23 protein-coding genes and 1 pseudogene are annotated in these 15,752 nt (G+C 64.9%); 14 read left to right on the forward strand and 10 right to left on the reverse strand.

Going from position 1 to position 15,752, the window contains the following annotated elements; genetic code table 11:
• Nucleotides 1-113: 113 nt before the first annotated feature.
• Nucleotides 114-1,238 (forward strand): GGDEF domain-containing protein, encoded by a 1,125-nt coding sequence (locus tag J2X38_RS12680; RefSeq protein ID WP_310254559.1) that lies wholly within the window; start codon nt 114-116, stop codon nt 1,236-1,238.
• A gap of 70 nt (nt 1,239-1,308) precedes the next feature.
• On the forward strand, nt 1,309-1,803 hold the full coding sequence (locus J2X38_RS12685) for a hypothetical protein (RefSeq protein ID WP_310254561.1): 495 nt from the start codon (nt 1,309-1,311) through the stop codon (nt 1,801-1,803).
• 469 nt (nt 1,804-2,272) lie between these two features.
• Here J2X38_RS12685 and J2X38_RS12690 read toward each other — a convergent pair whose 3' ends face one another.
• A complete protein-coding gene (locus J2X38_RS12690; RefSeq protein WP_077029184.1) occupies nt 2,273-2,443 on the reverse strand; it encodes a DUF1328 domain-containing protein in 171 nt (56 codons plus the stop codon).
• A 366-nt stretch (nt 2,444-2,809) separates the two neighbouring features.
• Here J2X38_RS12690 and J2X38_RS12695 point away from each other — a divergent pair, with 366 nt between their 5' ends.
• The 9 genes from J2X38_RS12695 (at nt 2,810) to J2X38_RS12735 (ending at nt 6,963) form a co-directional block, all read left to right on the forward strand.
• Entirely contained in the window at nt 2,810-2,995 is a 186-nt protein-coding gene (locus J2X38_RS12695; protein WP_310254564.1) for a DUF3606 domain-containing protein, read from the forward strand.
• A complete protein-coding gene (locus tag J2X38_RS12700; RefSeq protein ID WP_310254566.1) occupies nt 2,992-3,258 on the forward strand; it encodes a hypothetical protein in 267 nt (88 codons plus the stop codon). The genes J2X38_RS12695 and J2X38_RS12700 overlap by 4 nt, the downstream gene beginning before the upstream one ends.
• Nucleotides 3,259-3,300: 42 nt before the next feature.
• On the forward strand, nt 3,301-3,921 hold the full coding sequence (locus J2X38_RS12705; RefSeq protein ID WP_310254568.1) for a TIGR02281 family clan AA aspartic protease: 621 nt from the start codon (nt 3,301-3,303) through the stop codon (nt 3,919-3,921).
• A gap of 239 nt (nt 3,922-4,160) precedes the next feature.
• Nucleotides 4,161-4,436 carry a hypothetical protein gene (locus J2X38_RS12710; RefSeq protein WP_310254570.1) on the forward strand — a complete coding sequence of 92 codons (276 nt, stop codon included), beginning with the start codon at nt 4,161-4,163 and terminating at the stop codon, nt 4,434-4,436.
• A gap of 10 nt (nt 4,437-4,446) precedes the next feature.
• Complete coding sequence (locus J2X38_RS12715) at nt 4,447-5,106, forward strand: SOS response-associated peptidase family protein (RefSeq protein WP_310254572.1); 660 nt, start codon at nt 4,447-4,449, stop codon at nt 5,104-5,106.
• Between the two features lie 60 nt (nt 5,107-5,166).
• Nucleotides 5,167-5,841 carry an SOS response-associated peptidase family protein gene (locus tag J2X38_RS12720; protein WP_310254574.1) on the forward strand — a complete coding sequence of 225 codons (675 nt, stop codon included), beginning with the start codon at nt 5,167-5,169 and terminating at the stop codon, nt 5,839-5,841.
• Entirely contained in the window at nt 5,841-6,020 is a 180-nt protein-coding gene (locus J2X38_RS12725; RefSeq protein ID WP_293644166.1) for a DUF6961 family protein, read from the forward strand. The genes J2X38_RS12720 and J2X38_RS12725 overlap by 1 nt, the downstream gene beginning before the upstream one ends.
• Nucleotides 6,017-6,607 carry an alpha-ketoglutarate-dependent dioxygenase AlkB gene (locus J2X38_RS12730; protein ID WP_310254576.1) on the forward strand — a complete coding sequence of 197 codons (591 nt, stop codon included), beginning with the start codon at nt 6,017-6,019 and terminating at the stop codon, nt 6,605-6,607. Before J2X38_RS12725 ends, J2X38_RS12730 begins: the two co-directional genes overlap by 4 nt.
• 80 nt (nt 6,608-6,687) lie before the next feature.
• Nucleotides 6,688-6,963 (forward strand): HU family DNA-binding protein, encoded by a 276-nt coding sequence (locus J2X38_RS12735; RefSeq protein ID WP_310254578.1) that lies wholly within the window; start codon nt 6,688-6,690, stop codon nt 6,961-6,963.
• Between the two features lie 9 nt (nt 6,964-6,972).
• Here the strand turns inward: J2X38_RS12735 and J2X38_RS12740 are convergent, their stop codons facing one another.
• Nucleotides 6,973-7,395 carry a VOC family protein gene (locus J2X38_RS12740; RefSeq protein ID WP_310254580.1) on the reverse strand — a complete coding sequence of 141 codons (423 nt, stop codon included), beginning with the start codon at nt 7,393-7,395 and terminating at the stop codon, nt 6,973-6,975.
• 342 nt (nt 7,396-7,737) lie between these two features.
• On the opposite strand from J2X38_RS12740, the gene J2X38_RS12745 reads away from it, so the two are divergent.
• Both J2X38_RS12745 and J2X38_RS12750 read left to right on the forward strand, forming a co-directional pair.
• Nucleotides 7,738-8,652: an endonuclease gene (locus J2X38_RS12745; RefSeq protein ID WP_310254582.1), complete on the forward strand. Its 915-nt coding sequence runs from the start codon at nt 7,738-7,740 to the stop codon at nt 8,650-8,652.
• Between the two features lie 14 nt (nt 8,653-8,666).
• Complete coding sequence (locus tag J2X38_RS12750; protein ID WP_187140414.1) at nt 8,667-8,825, forward strand: hypothetical protein; 159 nt, start codon at nt 8,667-8,669, stop codon at nt 8,823-8,825.
• 283 nt (nt 8,826-9,108) lie between these two features.
• Here J2X38_RS12750 and J2X38_RS12755 read toward each other — a convergent pair whose 3' ends face one another.
• Genes J2X38_RS12755 through J2X38_RS12780 form a run of 6 tightly spaced genes read right to left on the reverse strand, consistent with a single transcriptional unit; the run spans nt 9,109 to nt 13,987 of the window.
• On the reverse strand, nt 9,109-9,492 hold the full coding sequence (locus tag J2X38_RS12755; protein WP_310254585.1) for a nuclear transport factor 2 family protein: 384 nt from the start codon (nt 9,490-9,492) through the stop codon (nt 9,109-9,111).
• Between the two features lie 60 nt (nt 9,493-9,552).
• Entirely contained in the window at nt 9,553-9,843 is a 291-nt protein-coding gene (locus J2X38_RS12760; protein WP_310254587.1) for a hypothetical protein, read from the reverse strand.
• Nucleotides 9,840-12,371 (reverse strand): cbb3-type cytochrome c oxidase subunit I, encoded by a 2,532-nt coding sequence (locus J2X38_RS12765; protein WP_310254589.1) that lies wholly within the window; start codon nt 12,369-12,371, stop codon nt 9,840-9,842. Before J2X38_RS12765 ends, J2X38_RS12760 begins: the two co-directional genes overlap by 4 nt.
• Complete coding sequence (coxB, locus tag J2X38_RS12770) at nt 12,368-13,315, reverse strand: cytochrome c oxidase subunit II (protein WP_310254591.1); 948 nt, start codon at nt 13,313-13,315, stop codon at nt 12,368-12,370. Before coxB ends, J2X38_RS12765 begins: the two co-directional genes overlap by 4 nt.
• Nucleotides 13,308-13,643 carry a c-type cytochrome gene (locus J2X38_RS12775; RefSeq protein ID WP_310254855.1) on the reverse strand — a complete coding sequence of 112 codons (336 nt, stop codon included), beginning with the start codon at nt 13,641-13,643 and terminating at the stop codon, nt 13,308-13,310. The genes coxB and J2X38_RS12775 overlap by 8 nt, the downstream gene beginning before the upstream one ends.
• 26 nt (nt 13,644-13,669) lie before the next feature.
• Nucleotides 13,670-13,987 carry a hypothetical protein gene (locus tag J2X38_RS12780; protein WP_171013845.1) on the reverse strand — a complete coding sequence of 106 codons (318 nt, stop codon included), beginning with the start codon at nt 13,985-13,987 and terminating at the stop codon, nt 13,670-13,672.
• Here J2X38_RS12780 and J2X38_RS22950 point away from each other — a divergent pair.
• Nucleotides 13,883-14,260 (forward strand): annotated as a pseudogene (locus J2X38_RS22950) (c-type cytochrome); the annotation flags it as partial. The gene J2X38_RS12780 and the pseudogene J2X38_RS22950 sit on opposite strands and share 105 nt — an antisense overlap.
• Nucleotides 14,261-14,294: 34 nt before the next feature.
• Here the strand turns inward: J2X38_RS22950 and J2X38_RS12785 are convergent.
• Both J2X38_RS12785 and J2X38_RS12790 read right to left on the reverse strand, forming a co-directional pair.
• Nucleotides 14,295-14,957: a cytochrome b gene (locus tag J2X38_RS12785; protein ID WP_077029166.1), complete on the reverse strand. Its 663-nt coding sequence runs from the start codon at nt 14,955-14,957 to the stop codon at nt 14,295-14,297.
• A complete protein-coding gene (locus tag J2X38_RS12790; protein WP_310254595.1) occupies nt 14,954-15,667 on the reverse strand; it encodes a cytochrome c oxidase assembly protein in 714 nt (237 codons plus the stop codon). Before J2X38_RS12790 ends, J2X38_RS12785 begins: the two co-directional genes overlap by 4 nt.
• Nucleotides 15,668-15,752 lie beyond the last annotated feature (85 nt).

The following is a 15,752-nucleotide window of genomic DNA, read 5'->3' on the forward strand; positions in this document are numbered from 1 at the left end:
TTTGTTAACGCTCGGCGTCTAGGCTGAAGCGTGCGGGATTTCAGGAGGTTCGGCCGTCCGCAGGAGGAACCGATCCTCCCGGTGGGCGGTAATTCTCGGCATGGAGCTGAGCGATGTCGACCCCGGTCAAATATTCGCCCGACGCGATCGAAATCGAACTGATCCGAAGTCTCTACGATGGCCTGCTGCCCTCGCTCGTCATGTCGCTCGGCTTTCTCCTATGCGGGGCGCTGATCATCGAACAATCGGGCGACATGCTGATCGCCGGACCCTATGCGATCGGCGTCCTCGCCTCGATCGCCCGGCTCCTCGTTGCCTCACGCGACGCAACCGCCGCGGATAATCCCGCGATCGCACTCGGTGAGGCCCGCCGGCTCGAGCGCCGCTACGCGGCGAGCTACACCGTCTTTGCAGCCATGCTCGGCTTCTTCGCCGCGCGGGCGCTTGCCCTACCCGATCCAGCCATCGACAAGCTCGCGATCTGTCTCGTCATCGGCTATGCGGCCGGTGTCGCGGCGGGGACGAGCCTTCGCCCGCGCATCGCCATAGCCTCGCTCCTTCTCGCCGTCCTGCCGCCGGTCGTCACGATGCTCGCTGCCGGAACGCCGCTCCACATCGCAACCGCGCTGATGACCGCCGCCTTCCTCGCCGGCGGCATCTTCAGCTTGCGAAAAAGACACGCCCGCGCTCTCGATGACATCGGTCGCCGGCTCACCTTCGCCTCGCTCGCGCGAAGCGACGGGCTCACTGACCTGCCCAATCGGCTGGCGCTGCGCGAATGGTTCGATCGCAATGTGCGCGCCGCTAAGGTCCGCCCGATCGCGCTTCATTGCCTCGACCTCAACGGCTTCAAACCTGTGAACGACAGCTTCGGCCATCCCGCAGGCGACGCGTTGCTCACAGCGGTCGCGAGACGAATTTCGGGAACCTTGCGCGAAGGCGACATTGCCGCGCGCCTTGGCGGCGACGAGTTCGTGATCGTGCAGCTTCAGATCGGCAATCCCGACGAGGCCTATATGCTCGCGGAACGCGTCGCAGCTTCGATCGCGCGTCCCTTCGCCGTCGGAAGCCATGATGTCCGGGTTTCGGCGTCGATCGGTTACATCGTCTGCGACGACCTGTCGCGCGACCTTGAACAACTGATCAGCCTCGCCGACGAGGCGCTCTACACCGCAAAGCGAAGCGGCCGCGGCATATGCCGATATCAGGACGCTGCCGAGGTACAGGCAGCGGCTTAAAAACGGCCAGGGAGCAGCAACATCCGTTCACGTCGCGCGTTGGTGCTGCGAGGGGGATCGAGGATGAATGATGCCCCGTATTCTATTGCTCATGACGTCCGTTCTCGCAATCGGTGCCGCGACGCTCTCGCTCCAGTCCTGCGGCAGTGAACCGGTAGAGGCCGCCCAGCCGGAGGCAGCGACGAGTGCGCTCGTCACCCTGCCCGACGGCTCGACCATGGCGGCGGCATCAGGATCGCTGACGCGCGAGATGGCCGATTGGCTTGCATCGCGCGAGGGCCAGATCAGGACATTCAACTTTCATGGCTTCGAAGAAGACAGGCCCAAATTGACGAGCATCGGTCTCGGCCGAGCCGCGGACCTCGCCACCGTCCTTCGCGCGGCTCCGGCCGCGACGATCGAAATCGCCGGCGACGAAGCCCAGATCAGCCTCCTCGCCCATTTGCTCGAGGATCGCGGCATCGCATCCGAACGGTTGAAGATCGTCCCGGCGGCCGGGATCGGAACGGCGATGCTGACGCTCCATCGCGGCTCCATGTCTCCGCTGATGACGGCGAAGTCCTGAATCTTTGTCAGGCAAAAAAGGCCGACTTTAGTCGGTCAAATCCTCGAACCACTGCGCATAGGGCGTGTTAACTGCCATGCGCCGATTATAGTCCGGAGCTCCATCGTCCCACCACACCGGTCCGCGCTCACCAAGCGCTCGCTTGGACCGATCGACCGCCGAGCGAGCCCGCCGAAGCGCAACGCCGTCCCTTGCTGCGAGCGCCGCTCGCACGTCTCGCCGACCAGTCATCAGTTCGGATACAAGTCGCTCGCGCTGGTCAGGCCCCAGCGCCGGGTTCGACATACGCCAAAGCCGGCCGCGAATAACGAAATAGCGGCCGTCGGGAGTGACTTGGAGTCTGCCGGGCGGCTGCTCAGACACGGCCGCTATAGGGAGGGGATATAGTCGTGTGCCGGCGACCGAGGGGTTTGTGATCGCCGGCACCCGTGAGGATGGCAAAGTCGGAAACTTCGGCCATCCCGGAAACTCAGGGCAATGTGCGGCGTCCGCGCCCGAAGACGAAGGCGACGATGAAGAGGACGACGCCGATCACGAGCAAGATCTTGGCGAAGTCGGCCGAAAGGCCGGCGATGCCGCCGAAGCCGAGAAGCGCCGCGACGAGCGCGACGACGGCAAAGATGATAGCCCATCTGAACATGATAAATCTCCCGTCTGGACGCAGTCCGCCACTCGCCCGACCGCACTTGCGGGGGACGATGAAAGCTGCGCCAATTCATCCTTGGTGGATGTCCGGGTAACGCTGGCTCGCTTCGAAGGTTCCGCGCCACAAGAGCATCCGCTCTCCCGAATAACCTGTGTTAATCCGAAAATTTCCTCGGGAACGCTTGCCGCCATCGGTGCGTCATTCGAGGTTGAGATGCCTTCCCCTGAACCGGCGGGAAGGCCTATGGAAGGCAAAGTACCGACAGGATCGCGGCACAGACGGCGCGGAAATTCTGCGCCTTCTGGGCCGGGCCGCAGCTCCCGCGCGGCCCGGCTTCGCGGGCCTCTCACGCAGGAGATCATGATGGCGGACGACAAGAGACTGACGGGCGCCCCCGATCGTGATCGGATCAGCCTTTCCGAAGACTATGAGATCCGCGACTGGACCCAGAGCCTCGGCGTGGGCGAGGATGAACTGCGCGAGGCGGTCGATGCCGTTGGGAATAGCGCGGACGCCGTTCGCGCCTATCTGAACAACGGCCGATGACTTGGGACGCTGCCGCAACGGCGCCGATCGAGCGCATCGCCCGGGTCCTTGCCGGACATGAGGTCAGCCGGAACGGCGAAGGCGAACTGGAATCGGCGGCCGCTGCCGTGGACGTTCTCTGGCCGGATTACACGGCCGCGGCGCTTGCCATTCTCAAGACGATGCGGGAGCCGAGCGGGCGCATGCTGGCGGTCGGGGATGCCCAGGTCTGGGAACGCATGATCGCCGCAGCGATCGAGGACGAGACGATCTCGGAGAGCTGATCGTTCAGCCCCGCGACACGAGGCCAGCGCTAGAAGCCTGATATGTCCCTCACCACCGATCTCGCTTGGGAACAGCTCGCGATCTATGCGGCCGGCGCGGCGCTGGTCCTCATTCTGCTGTTCAAAATCCCCTATGTCGGCCGCGTGCTGCGCGGCCTCTTCTCCTTCGCGCTCCTTGCCTTCGCTATCTTCCTCATTCTTCAGCACGCCCCTTTCGATCCGAACCTCGGTCGACTCACCTCTGCGATCGGTCTCGATCGACAGCAGGTGGTCGGCAGCGAGGTGCGAATCCCGATGGCGCGCGACGGGCATTTCTGGGTCGATGCCGAAATCAATGGCATCAAGCGAAAGATGCTTGTCGACAGCGGCGCCACCGTGACAGCCCTGTCGCCGGAAACCGCGCGCGAAGCAGGGGTTGAAGCCGATGCAACGCTGCTGCCGCTCCTTATGCAGACCGCAAACGGGACGGTGCGCGCCAAGGCGGGAACGGTCGATGCGCTCGCGGTCGGTGCCATCGAAGCGCGGCGGCTGAAAGTCGTGATTTCGCCCGCGCTCCGCAATACGGACGTCCTCGGTATGAATTTTCTGTCCCAGCTCTCCGCCTGGCGCGTCGAGGGCCGCACACTCTTCCTTGTTCCTCCGCCCGCCGACGTCGACCGCTGATCGACACGGCGCAGATTCGCCCTTGTTCTATTTTTGTTCTATACTACCTGACCGACTCGCAGCGAAGGACCGGCCATGGGCGACGTAATTCAGTTCGACAGATCCGAAGGCAGCCGCATCCGCGGTCATACGCCCGCCATGTTTTTTTCGCTCCCGGCGGTTTTCTCGCGGCAGTCAATGCGGTCCATATCACCGGCGCGCATCTAGCGCGCGCGATCGAGACGATACGGCATATTGTGGTGAAGAGCCCCAGCGACATTGCAGAGCATGGCCGGCTGCTCGAGCGTTTCGCGCGTGAGCACGGGCTCGGCGATTATGGCGGCGCCGCGCTTCACGCGCGCGCGATCGCCGTCGATCGCTGGGCGCAGGAATTCGACCCGTTCGGCGAGAGCGATATCAGCGGCTTCTACGCCGCCGGCGGCAGCGCTCCGCTCGTCGAGACCGAGATCGGTCTCGGTTTCGAGCCGGCGAGCTTTGCGGAACAAGTCGAAAAATGGACGAAGATCTTCGCCTGAACGCCGAGAGATGAGCCGCCTCTACACTCTGGCCGCCACGGCTTCGGACGTCGCCGATCATTTCGGCGCCGGCGGCTTTACCGATATCGCCGTTCCCTCGGAGACGATCGAGGCCCTCCCCGGCCTCGTCGTCCACGAAACGAACGGCCGACGGCACCTTCGCCAGATGCTCTGGGGCTTCCCGCGCCTCACCCGCGAGATGCGGCTGCGCGGCGATCCGCCGGGCCGCATCGGTCTCGTCGCCGATCTCACCAACCCGATGTGGGAAGGTCTCGTCGTCGAGCCCCGCTATCGCTGCCTCATTCCGCTGACCCACTTCGCGAACCCCAACGGCTCGCCGGGCGAGAAGACACGCAGTTGGTTCTCTGCCGAAGGCCAGCCGATCATGGCCTGGGCGGGCTTCGCCAAGAACACCCCCGAATTGGGTCCCGTTTACGCCGGCATGACGATGGACGCGAACGAGCTCGTGCATCCCACCAACGATCGCATGCCCGTCCTCCTCATGCCCCATGAATATGAGCGCTGGCTCCACGGCTCGATCAAGGATGTCATCGGCTTCCAGTTTCGTCCGCCACCGCCCGCAGAAAATTTTGTCGCCGAGCATACCGACGATCTTTGGCGCAGCGGCAAATTGCCGCCGAGCGCGCAGCCCCAGCAAGCGCTGCTCTAGCAGAGCGCCGTTTCCGCCCATGCCCTTCCTTCCCGGCCCGATGCTGATAGACTGACGTCCATGTGCAATCTCTACACCGAGCGCAAAAGCGCGGCCGAGGTTGCGGCGCATTTCGGCGTCGACCTCCCCGTACCGGCTTTCAACAGCGCCGAGGATGTGTATCCCGGCTATTCGGGCATGGTTGTCCGCGAAGAGCAGGGAAAGCGCGTCCTGCGTTCGATGACCTGGGGTTTTCCGCGCCACTCCAAAAGCAAGAAGACAGGTCTGCCCAACAAGCCGAGCCCGACGAACAACGCACGCGACGATCAGCTCTTCAATCCTTATGGTATGTGGAGCCAATGGTTTGCCCAGCCGGCGCATCGCTGCCTGATCCCGTTCACCGCATTTGCCGAAGCCGTCGGCGAAAAAGGCGCAATGACGAAGACCTGGATCAGCGTCACCGATCAGCCGCTTGCGGCTTGGGCGGGACTATGGCGCCCCACCGACGAATGGGGCGACGCCTATACCGGCGTAATGGTGGACGCGACCGAGGAACTGCACGATATCCACGACCGCATGCCGGTGATCCTCCGTCCCGAAAATCATGAGACCTGGCTACATGCGCCCGTCGACGAAGCATTCGGGCTCGTGCGCAAATATCCGGGCGACCGCCTCGTTGCCGAGCATAGCAACGACCCCTGGAGCAGCCGCGGCAGGACGTCGCCCCCGCTCCCCGATATGCCGATCCTGCTCTGATGCTCACCGAGGACCGCCATCTCTGGGCCTGCGCCCTCGCCGTCGAAAAGCAGCATGGAGCGGGCGCACCGCGCTTCGTCGCAGCGCGCATCGGTGCGCTCGCGCTCGCGGGGGATAAAGCGGGCGTCGAGCGCTGGAAAGCAATCGCGGCGAAACTGAACGCACTCGCAAGGACATGAAGCACGGCCCTGTCAGCAAAAGTGCCGCGGCGCAGGCCGATCTGTTTGGCGGTGCACTGCTTCCCGGTCTCGAAGCGGCCGAAGCCTTCGTCACGGAAGCCGAGGAAGCCGCGCTCATAGCCCATATCGAACATGCTGGGCTCGAGGCCTTCAAGTTCCAGCAATGGGAGGGCAAACGCCTCACCCGCTCATTTGGATGGAGCTATGATTTCCAGACGGGGGTTTTCGCACGCGCCGCGCCGATCCCCGACTGGCTCGCGCCGATCGCCGCTCGCGCCGAGCGCTTTGCACATCTGCGGCCGGGCGCCCTCGCGCAGGCGCTGCTGATTTCATATGGCCCGGGGGCCGGTATCGGCTGGCACAAAGACCGGCCCGTCTTCGAGCATGTCGTGGGCATTTCGCTGGGGGCAGAGGCGGCGATGCGCTTCCGGCGCCGCCGCCATGACAAGTTTGACCGCTTCTCATTGCCGCTCGCGCCGCGCTCGATCTATCGTCTCGCTGGCGAAGCGCGGCACAAGTGGGAGCATAGCATTGCGCCGATCGAGACGGCGCGCTGGTCGATCACCTTCCGCAGCCTCGCGAGTTGATCGCGATAGCGAAGGCAAATATTCGCTCCTATAGAGACAGCCCGGTCGGCGAGGGGCCGACCGCATAAGGGAGATATTGAATGAACCATGCCGACCTTTCGGATGCAGTTGCTAGCACGCTCGGAACCAGCAAGGCCGACGGCAAGAAGGCTGTCGACGCCGTGTTCGCCGCGATCGCCGACGCCGCCGCCAAGGGCGAGGAAGTATCGGTGAACGGCTTCGGCAAGTTCAAGGTCAAGGAAAGCGCAGCCCGCGAGGGCCGCAACCCTTCGACCGGTGAGACCATCCAGATCGCGGCCTCGAAAAAGCTCGGCTTCGGCGCGGCGAAGGCGGTCAAGGATCGCCTCAACGGCTAAGACCCGACGTCAGGCGCCGAGGGTCACATGGCCTTCGGCGTCGATCGGCCAAGCCGGATTCCAAGCGATTTCCCAGGCGTGATCGTCGGGATCGGCGACATAGCCCCGATAGCCGCCATGCGGCGGCGCATCGCCCGGCCGGAGCACCCGCCCGCCTGCGGCTTCCAGGGCCGCGATCACCGCATCGACCTCTTCCGCCGACCCGACATTATGGGCGAGCGCGAAGGCCCCCGGGCCGCCGAACGAGGTCCGCGTCATGTCCTCGGCGAGCCTTGCCTCAAGCCATGTGCCGAGGATCAGACCGTTCATCTGATAGAAGGCGATTTCCTCGTTCGCGAACACCGGCGTCCAGCCGAAGCCTTCCCTATAGAAGCGGCGGGACCGGACGAGATCCGCGATCCCGAGCGTCACGACTGCAATCTGCTGCTGCATGCATCGGTCTCCGATATAGGCTCTTTAACAACGGCAAGGGAGCCAGCCTTGTTCCCGCGATCACGAAGTCCCTATGAATCGCCGAAGCCAGACATCAGCTCGCGCCGAACAATGGATCACGAACCTCCTTGTTGGAAAGTCGAGTACCGCACGGCAATTCGGGTAAACTTGATCGAAATCAATATCATATTACACGTCATTCGGAACAATTCCTCGTAGGTGCGCATTCTTGTACTGCCTCGTCTCTCCCCCTGGTTCCCGGGAGACGAGGTTCTCTCCCCAGATAATATTGCTGCCAACGAAGAGGTTGAAAGCGCCCCGCGTCGCGGCCAGAAGCGCCCGATGAACCAGCGCCTCCTTTTTATAGCTGCTACTCTCCTTTCGCTCAGCGCTTGCGCGGGGGCCGAGCAAGCTTCGCAGCCCTTTTCGCCCTCTGTCCTGCAAGACCGGCCGCTCACCCTTGCGAGCTGGAACCTCGAATTCCTTGCCGAGCGTAACGGCGACGGATGTCAGCCGCGAACCGACGCCGACTATGCCGCCATGCGGCAGATCGCCGATGGGCTCGACGCCGACGTGATCGCGTTTCAGGAAGCGGAGAGTGTCGCGGCGGCAGAGCGCGTGTTCGACCCCGCCCGCTATACCGTCGTCATGGAAGAGCGCGCCGGTGCGCCCAGCGGGACCTGCGGCGGCGAGCACAAGTCGCAGCGCGTGATCCGCCAGGCTGTCGGATTCGCGATCCGCAAGACCATCGCGTTCGACCGCCACCCCGATGTGACCAGCCTCATGCTCGGCAATCCTCAACTGCGCTCGGGCGTCGACATCACGCTCCGACCTGAGCGCGCGAGGCCGCTCCGTCTGCTTTCGATTCACTTGAAGTCGGGCTGCTTTGCCGGAGATACCGCCAAGGCGTGCCCGATCCTGTCCGAGCAGATCCCCGCGCTCGAGGCGTGGGTCGATGCGGCTGCCGAGGCGCCTGTGCGCTTCGCCCTGCTCGGCGACTGGAACCGCCGGCTCGGCTTTGCAGCCGACCGCGTCTGGTCCGAGCTCGATGATGGCACGCCCTTGAACGCCGATCTCCGTCTCGCAGATGCCGGGACGGGACCGAAATGCGATCCGCGCTACGACAGTTTCATCGATCATATCGTCCTTGACCGGCGCGCCGGCGCGGACATGCTGAGCTTTGCCGAGACGCTCTACGGGTCGGGCACCAAGCATTACTCCGATCATTGTCCCATATCGGTGACGCTGGCGCGGTGACGGGAAGAACAACCATGGATCAGGACCTTGTCGAAGCGCTTGAATTCTTGCTTGGCCGGGATGACGACGGCGCCCTGTTCGATCGCGAAACGCCGGAAGGCGGATATCGCTCGCAAGGTCTCGAGAACGCGCTGAAAACGATCCGCCGCAAGCTTCGCGCCAGGCCGGATTGACCTTGGCAGCGAGAACGCTGGCCCGAAGGGCCGAAAGCCGCACTCTTGCCGGAGCCGCAGCCGGGGCGGCGTGCGGGCGGAAGCGGCGGGTCGGACGCGGCGGAGCCGTGGCCGGAGCCGCGCGCAGCGCGGCTTGCCCGCCGTGAAAGCGCGCGCCCGCACCGGCAAGAAGCGAGGCAAGTGTGCACGCGCGGCCCTACATCCGTGCGACCCCTGGCCGAGCCTGCGAGGCCAGAGCGCGCTCGACAGATGCCGCGCTCAACCTCCCCGAGGCAGACTTCGATCACAGCTCCGACGAGGAACAAGCCGTGCATTGAGGGAGAATGATCTGCCAAGAGTCGCCCTGCTGCTTCCAGAGCCGGAGATAGGCAAAAGTCCCGAAGAAAGCCGCGCCGGCATAGGTTCCCGCGACATCGGCCGTTACGACGACGCTCGCCACGTCACCGTGGGACCAAATGCGGCGGTCGCCGCGAAAGTCGAGTGAACTCAGGTCGAGCAGGCCCGAACGGTGCGCCGCTATATCACCCTCCCGCGATCGCCTGACCCCCTGTTGATCGACGAAGATCATGTCCTCCGCAAGCAGCCGCTCCAGTGCCTCGACATCGCCGGCCAGCATCGCGGCCCGCAGTTCTTCTTCGCACCTCGCAATAGCCTCGATCAGCGGCATCCATCCAACTCCCGAATTTGGCCGCCGGCCCGATCCGGCGCGGCCCTCGTTCCCGCCGTCCTATCGATCAACGAGCAAGATGGGCAAATATTGAAAGACGATTCCGAGCCCGCCGAACGTCAGCGTCAGCATGGCGACACGCCGTCGCCACCGGGCAAAGGGATCGCCGGGCGTTTTTTGCCGCACCGCTACGAACATCCATGCCACGCCGCCGAGAATAACCAAGGTAAAGAGCGATGCCGCGAGGCGTACGCCGGACCCGCTGCCCCCAAACTCGGCGAGGAGGTAGAGAAGGAAGAAATGTACGGCCCACAGGACGAGACCGCCCATCATGATGAACCAGCTCTTCATCCGCCAGCGCCGACCAGTCGCGAGACGAGTGCGCCCGTCACCCCCTGTGCCGCGGTGTAGACGAGAAAGAGCATCGCGAGGTCGATGCTGTTGTTCCTAGGCTGCGGGACAAGGCCGCGCGCAGCACGCGCCGCGCAGTAAAGCGCCATCAAGATTGCAATCGCCGCTGCGCATACCTGAAGGGCCAGCAGCGCATATACGACAGCCCCCTGCCCGCTAGCAGTGGGACCAAGTTCGCTACTCGACCAACTCACGTAATCCAAGCCAAGCGCCGCACTCGAAACCGCCGCGGACAAAAGAAGCGCGAATACCGACCAGAAGGGCGAGCGTCGAAGGCATGCGCGTGCCGTGAGCGCGAGACCGATTGCGACAGCGTAGAGCCCCAGGATCGATATTGCCTCGCCGAGGGGCGGCGGCGGCCGCCAGAAGCCCGGCTGGTTCGAGGACAGGAAGGCAAGGCTGAACAGCGCCATGAGAAAGATCATGCCCATCACGACAAGCAGGATGACCATCGCCCACCAGCCATGGCTCGACGGCCCGGTAACGTAGGTCGGGACGCGGATGTCGGCGCCAATGTCGACACCCTCGATTTCGACCGGCCGGTCGGTTTCCCAAAGCCATCGCAGTACCGAGATCACCGCGAGCACGCCGCTCACCCATGCGAACATATAGGCCTGCACCGTCAGCGCGAGGAAGAAGCCCGCAGTAAAGATCGCGGCGGCGAACGGCCATGGCGACGGCCCCGGCATGATCTGCAGATATTGGGGCTCGGCGAGCAGCGGACTGGTGACGATCGTCTCGCGAAGGCCCGTCGCCGAGCGCGGCAGGAAATAGCGCCCCTCCTCGACCTCATCCGCGAGCGCAGGATCGTCCCACAAGGGCTCGCGGCTCGTGACGACCGGGATCGAGCGCGTCGAATAGAGCTCGCTCGGCAACCATTCGAGCGTGCCGCCGCCATACACATTTCCGGCATTGCCCTCGCCCGGCGCGAGCCGGAAATTGCGCGCCAGGTCGATGAGGAAGAGGAGCACACCGAGCCCGAGCATGAAAGCGCCGATCGTCGAGACGAGGTTGGGAAGTTCGAGACCCTGCCCCGGCAGATAGGTGTAGACGCGGCGCGGCATGCCCTGCAGCCCCGCCAGATGCATCGGCAGGAAGGCGACATTCATGCCGAGGAACATGAGGCCGAACACCCATTTCGCGAGCCGCTCCGACAGCGCCCGCTTGCTCACCATCGGAATCCAGTAATAGAAGGCCGCAAACAGCGGAAAGACCATGCCGCCGATCAGGACATAATGGAGGTGCGCAACGATGAAATAGCTATCGTGCGCCTGCCAGTCGAAGGGCACCATCGCTACCATCACACCCGTTAGCCCCCCCGTCACGAAAATGACGATGCTGCCCATCACGAACAGGCCGGGCGCATTGAACTTCGGCTTGCCGATCGCGAGCGTCGCGATCCACGAGAAGACCTGGATGCCCGCCGGCACGCTGACCGCCATCGAGGCGGCCGAGAAGAAGCCCGTCGTCATCGGCGGCATGCCGGTGGTGAACATATGATGCGCCCACACGCCGAAACTGATGAAGCCCGTCGCGATCATCGCAAGGACGATGAGCCGGTAGCCGACGAGCCTCTCGCCCGCGACGGTCGCGACGATCATGCTCATCATCCCGGCGGCGGGCAGGAAGATGATATAGACCTCGGGGTGGCCGAAGAACCAGAAGAGATGCTGCCAGAGCAAGGGATCTCCGCCGCGCGTCGCGTCGAAGAAGGGCCAGCCGAACGCGCGCTCGATCTCGAGCAGCAAGGTGCCGAGAATGATGCTCGGAAAGGCGATCACGATCATCACTGCGAAGACGAGCATCGCCCAGGCGAAGATCGGCATCCTGTCGAGGCGCATGCCCGGCGCGCGCGTCCGCAGCACGCCGACGATGATCTCGATCGCTCCCGCGATCGCGCTGATCTCGATGAAGCCGATGCCGAGCAGCCAGAAGTCGGTGTTGATTCCCGGCGAATAGGCCTTGGACGTCAGCGGCGGATACATGAACCAGCCGCCGTCGGGCGCGAGCCCGACGAAGATCGAAGCGAAAAAACAAAGTCCGCCGACGGCATAGGCCCAGAAGGCATAGGCGGACAGCCGCGGGAACGGCAGATCGCGCGCCGCGAGCATCTGCGGGAGCAGGAGCACGCCTGCCGCCTCGACCGCGGGCACCGCGAAGAGGAACATCATCACCGTGCCGTGCATGGTGAAGACCTGATTATAGGTGCCCTGCGGCAGGATTTCGAGCATCGGCGCGGCGAGCTGCGCACGCATGAGCAGACCGAGGACGCCCGCCATCAGGAAGAAGAGGAAAGCGGTTCCGAGATAGTAGATGCCGATATAATTATTGTTGACCGCGAACAGATATTCCCAGCCCTTGGGCTTGTACCAGATCCGGCGGAGTTCTTCCTCCTCTTCCTTCGGCCGCTCGTCCCTGGTCGGAAAGCGATCGTAAAGCGCGGGATCGAACCCCGTTTCCCATCTCATTTGAGTGTGACCAGATAGGCGGTGAGCGCCTGCAGTTCCTCGCCGCTGAACTGGTGATAGGCGGGCATACGGTTCGCGGGCTTGATCGCCTGGCTGTCGGCGACCCAGCCCGCCATCGTTCCCGGATTATTGGGCAATATGCCCGCACCAAGCGTCTTGCGCGAGCCAACATGGGTCAGATCGGGACCGGCTAGTCCGCGCGCCGGCGTGCCGCGGATCGTGTGACAGGCGGCGCAGCCGCTCGACAGAAAAAGTGCAAGCCCCTCGCCGCCGGCGCCTTGCGACGGGAGCCGCGAAGCCTGCCACCGCGCAAAGTCCGCCGGGGTGTGGGCCACCACCACAAACCCCATCAGCGCGTGCGGGCCGCCGCAATATTCGGCGCATTGCCCCTTGTAGATACCCGGCGCATCGGCCTCGATCAGCAGGCGATTGGTGCGCCCCGGGATCATGTCCATCTTACCGCCAAGCCGCGGCACCCAGAAGCTATGGATGACGTCGGCCGCCTCGAGTTCGAGCAGGACGGGCTGTCCTATCGGAATGTGGAGTTCGTTCGCATCGCGCAGCGTCTCGCGGCCTTGTCCGTCCTGATAATGGACGCGCCACCACCACATCTCGCCGATGACCTTGACGCGCATGGCGCCTTCGGGAACGCGCGCCGCCGAAAGCGAACTGGTGAGCAACAGGCCCCACACGAGCAGACCCGTAAGCACGACCGAGGGAAAGGCAAATCCCAGAATCCAGATCGCCTTCTCGCCGCCGAGCCCGGTCTTGAGCCGAGGCGATCCGCGCAGCGCGACCCAGAGTGCTCCAAGCACGATCACCAATATCAAGGTTCCGCCAAGGAGCAGCACCCACGCGAGCACCGTCACAGGCTCCGAATAGGGGCCGGCGGGATCGAGCACGGCCGGCGGCCAGCCTTCGGAAGGCAGCGCCCGGTCAGTCATCGAGGCTCAGCAGCCAAGCGGCGATGTCGTCGGCTTCGGCTCTTTTCATCGGTATCGCCGGCATCCCGGTCCCCGGCACCATTGCCGGCGCGTCGGTGACGAAGTTGGCAAGTTGCGGCGCGCGATTGGGCAGTTCGCCGGCGATCAGCGGGCGAGCCCCGAAGCCCGCGAGCGGGGGTCCCACGCGCCCTTTCGGCCAGGCGATCCCGGGCATGGCATGGCAGGCGCCGCAACCAAGCCGCGCCGCCGCATCGCGCCCGCGCGCGATGGCGGCGGGGTCTGCGGGTGCCGTCCCAACCGGGGCGGGCGCGCAGGCGCCGAGCAGCATCAAGACCGAAATCGCAGCGCCCCCTTTCATAGCCGTTCACCGTCCTCGTTTCGCTTTGGGAACCACCTCGCGCGGCCATTGGTTCCCGAAGCGTGCGCAAAGCCCCCCTCCTCCTCCTGTTCCTCCTGTCCGCATGCCAAGCGCCCGCGCCGACTGACCGCTTTCGCGCGACGGGCGAGACGATCGCGATGAGCGGCGGCGATGCGGGCGCCGAAGCGGCCTGCTTCACCTGTCACGGGCTGCAGGGCGAAGGCGACGGGCGCGACGCGCCGCGCCTCGCCGGGCTCGACGCGGGCTATCTCCATCGGCAGCTCGACGATTATGCAAATGGTCGCCGCGAGCATGCCGCGATGCGCGCAATCGCCCGCAAACTCGGCGACGGCGACCGATCGAAAGTGTCGGCATTCTACGCGGCGATCCAGCCCGCGGCGTGGCAGGTTGAAGCCGGCAATCCGGCGGGTGCGCGCATCTACGACGAGGGCGATCCCGCGCGGGGATTGCCGTCCTGCGCCTCGTGCCACGGTGTGGGCGGCGTGGGCGATGCCGCCAATCCGCCGCTGGCCGGTCAGCCCGCCGCCTATATCTCGGGCCAGCTTCGCGCGTGGCGCGAAGCGAAGCGCAACAATGACCCGCTATCCGAGATGCGCCGCGTCAGCCGCCTGCTCTCGGTCGCCGAGCTTGCGGCGGTGTCCCGTCATGCGGCGTCCTTTCCGCCCCATCCTCCGGAAGCTCGGGCAACATCCCCCGCAGCACGTCGTGCCGATCCCAGAAATGATGTTTCAGAGCCGCGCCGACGTGCAGCGGGATCATCGCGACGAGGAGAATGATCAGGAGCGCATGGATTCCCTCCGCCCAGTCGAGAATCCACCACTGAATGCCTTTTTCCAGACTGTCGAAGGGCATGTGCGGCCAGGGAAGGAGCCCCGCCACTTCGAGCGGCTCGCCGCCGACCACCGACCACATCGCCCAGCCCGAGAGCGGCAGACCGAAAAAGCAGACGTAAAAGAGTATGTGCGTCACATAGGCTGCGGCCGTCTGCCAGCCCAGCCGGTCGGCATCGTTGATGGGACCCGGCACGATCATCCGCCAGATCGCGCGCAGCGCAGCAAGCACGAGCATCAGCAGGCCGAGTTCGGCATGAACCCGAAACGCCTCCAACTTGTCGCCACCCGCGTCGATGCGGCTCATGCGCCAGCCCCAGCCGAGCTGGAAGAGGATGAGCGCGGCCATCGTCCAGTGGAATAGCTGCCCGACGGGCGAGTAGCGGCGGTCGGCGGCATAGCGCGCCGCCCACGCCTGGATCGCCTCGATCATGCTGCCACCGGGGGCGGCTCGCCGAGGAGGCGCCAGCCGGTCCAGAGCGCCGCGCCGAGATAAAGAGCCGCGGCAGGAGCCCACATGATGAGCCCCGCCAGTTGCTGATCTTCGAGCGGCGCCAGCCCCCAGGCCATCGTCGTCGCGAGATGGGGCGCATAGAGGGGCGCGCCCGCGAAGGTGATGAGCGCCCCGAGCAGCCCCATCTGCACCATCATGGCAAGCAGCAGGCCGATCGCGAGCGGCGGCGACGACGAGCGGAGCGAAGCCCAGAAGCCGAACGCGGTCGCGAGCAACGAAAGCTGCATCAACCAGAAGGCGCCGTCACTCGCCAGCGCGAGAGCATAGGGCGCCGGCGCGTGCCAGATCCAGAATGCGAGAATGTGCGCGGCCGCCCATAGCGGCGCACCGCCGCGCGGCCGAAACCGCGGCAGGCCGAGCGCAAACAGCGGAGCCGCAACCGCGGTCAGGATGATATGGTGCGCGACGCGCACCGAGAAGAGCGCCGACGACAGGGCGCATAGCGGCGACACGAACAGCAGGACGATCAGCGCGAACCCGGCCCAGAAGGGACCGCGCGCTTTCCATCGCCACGCCATCAGCGCCGCGGCGCCCAGCGCCGCCAACAGCCCGGGATCGAGATTCCAGCGCAGCATCCAGTCAGCCGGGATCGGCGCGGGACCACAATAGGGAATCGAGGACGGATCCATCCAATTGCCAACGTCGCGCCCGGCGCGCGGGTTCCGGGAAACTATTGGGCGGTCGGCGCATTATCCAGACGGGGGCCTGCATGGA

Source organism: Sphingopyxis sp. BE235, from assembly GCF_031457175.1.
GTDB lineage: Bacteria > Pseudomonadota > Alphaproteobacteria > Sphingomonadales > Sphingomonadaceae > Sphingopyxis.

Coding starts and splice junctions, on each gene's coding strand:
- J2X38_RS12790 (WP_310254595.1), bottom strand. CDS start 15,667: ATGGATCCGTCCTCGATTCCCTATTGTGGTCCCGCGCCGATCCCGGCT.
- J2X38_RS12690 (WP_077029184.1), bottom strand. CDS start 2,443: ATGTTCAGATGGGCTATCATCTTTGCCGTCGTCGCGCTCGTCGCGGCG.
- J2X38_RS12680 (WP_310254559.1), top strand. CDS start 114: ATGTCGACCCCGGTCAAATATTCGCCCGACGCGATCGAAATCGAACTG.
- J2X38_RS12750 (WP_187140414.1), top strand. CDS start 8,667: ATGGATCAGGACCTTGTCGAAGCGCTTGAATTCTTGCTTGGCCGGGAT.
- J2X38_RS12755 (WP_310254585.1), bottom strand. CDS start 9,492: ATGCCGCTGATCGAGGCTATTGCGAGGTGCGAAGAAGAACTGCGGGCC.
- J2X38_RS12695 (WP_310254564.1), top strand. CDS start 2,810: ATGATGGCGGACGACAAGAGACTGACGGGCGCCCCCGATCGTGATCGG.
- J2X38_RS12705 (WP_310254568.1), top strand. CDS start 3,301: ATGTCCCTCACCACCGATCTCGCTTGGGAACAGCTCGCGATCTATGCG.
- J2X38_RS12730 (WP_310254576.1), top strand. CDS start 6,017: ATGAAGCACGGCCCTGTCAGCAAAAGTGCCGCGGCGCAGGCCGATCTG.
- J2X38_RS12735 (WP_310254578.1), top strand. CDS start 6,688: ATGAACCATGCCGACCTTTCGGATGCAGTTGCTAGCACGCTCGGAACC.
- J2X38_RS12725 (WP_293644166.1), top strand. CDS start 5,841: ATGCTCACCGAGGACCGCCATCTCTGGGCCTGCGCCCTCGCCGTCGAA.
- J2X38_RS12720 (WP_310254574.1), top strand. CDS start 5,167: ATGTGCAATCTCTACACCGAGCGCAAAAGCGCGGCCGAGGTTGCGGCG.
- J2X38_RS12775 (WP_310254855.1), bottom strand. CDS start 13,643: ATGCTGCTCGGCGCCTGCGCGCCCGCCCCGGTTGGGACGGCACCCGCA.
- J2X38_RS12685 (WP_310254561.1), top strand. CDS start 1,309: ATGCCCCGTATTCTATTGCTCATGACGTCCGTTCTCGCAATCGGTGCC.
- J2X38_RS12740 (WP_310254580.1), bottom strand. CDS start 7,395: ATGCAGCAGCAGATTGCAGTCGTGACGCTCGGGATCGCGGATCTCGTC.
- coxB (WP_310254591.1), bottom strand. CDS start 13,315: ATGACTGACCGGGCGCTGCCTTCCGAAGGCTGGCCGCCGGCCGTGCTC.
- J2X38_RS12745 (WP_310254582.1), top strand. CDS start 7,738: ATGAACCAGCGCCTCCTTTTTATAGCTGCTACTCTCCTTTCGCTCAGC.
- J2X38_RS12765 (WP_310254589.1), bottom strand. CDS start 12,371: ATGAGATGGGAAACGGGGTTCGATCCCGCGCTTTACGATCGCTTTCCG.
- J2X38_RS12760 (WP_310254587.1), bottom strand. CDS start 9,843: ATGAAGAGCTGGTTCATCATGATGGGCGGTCTCGTCCTGTGGGCCGTA.
- J2X38_RS12700 (WP_310254566.1), top strand. CDS start 2,992: ATGACTTGGGACGCTGCCGCAACGGCGCCGATCGAGCGCATCGCCCGG.
- J2X38_RS12785 (WP_077029166.1), bottom strand. CDS start 14,957: ATGATCGAGGCGATCCAGGCGTGGGCGGCGCGCTATGCCGCCGACCGC.
- J2X38_RS12715 (WP_310254572.1), top strand. CDS start 4,447: ATGAGCCGCCTCTACACTCTGGCCGCCACGGCTTCGGACGTCGCCGAT.
- J2X38_RS12780 (WP_171013845.1), bottom strand. CDS start 13,987: ATGCTCGCGGCGACCATTTGCATAATCGTCGAGCTGCCGATGGAGATA.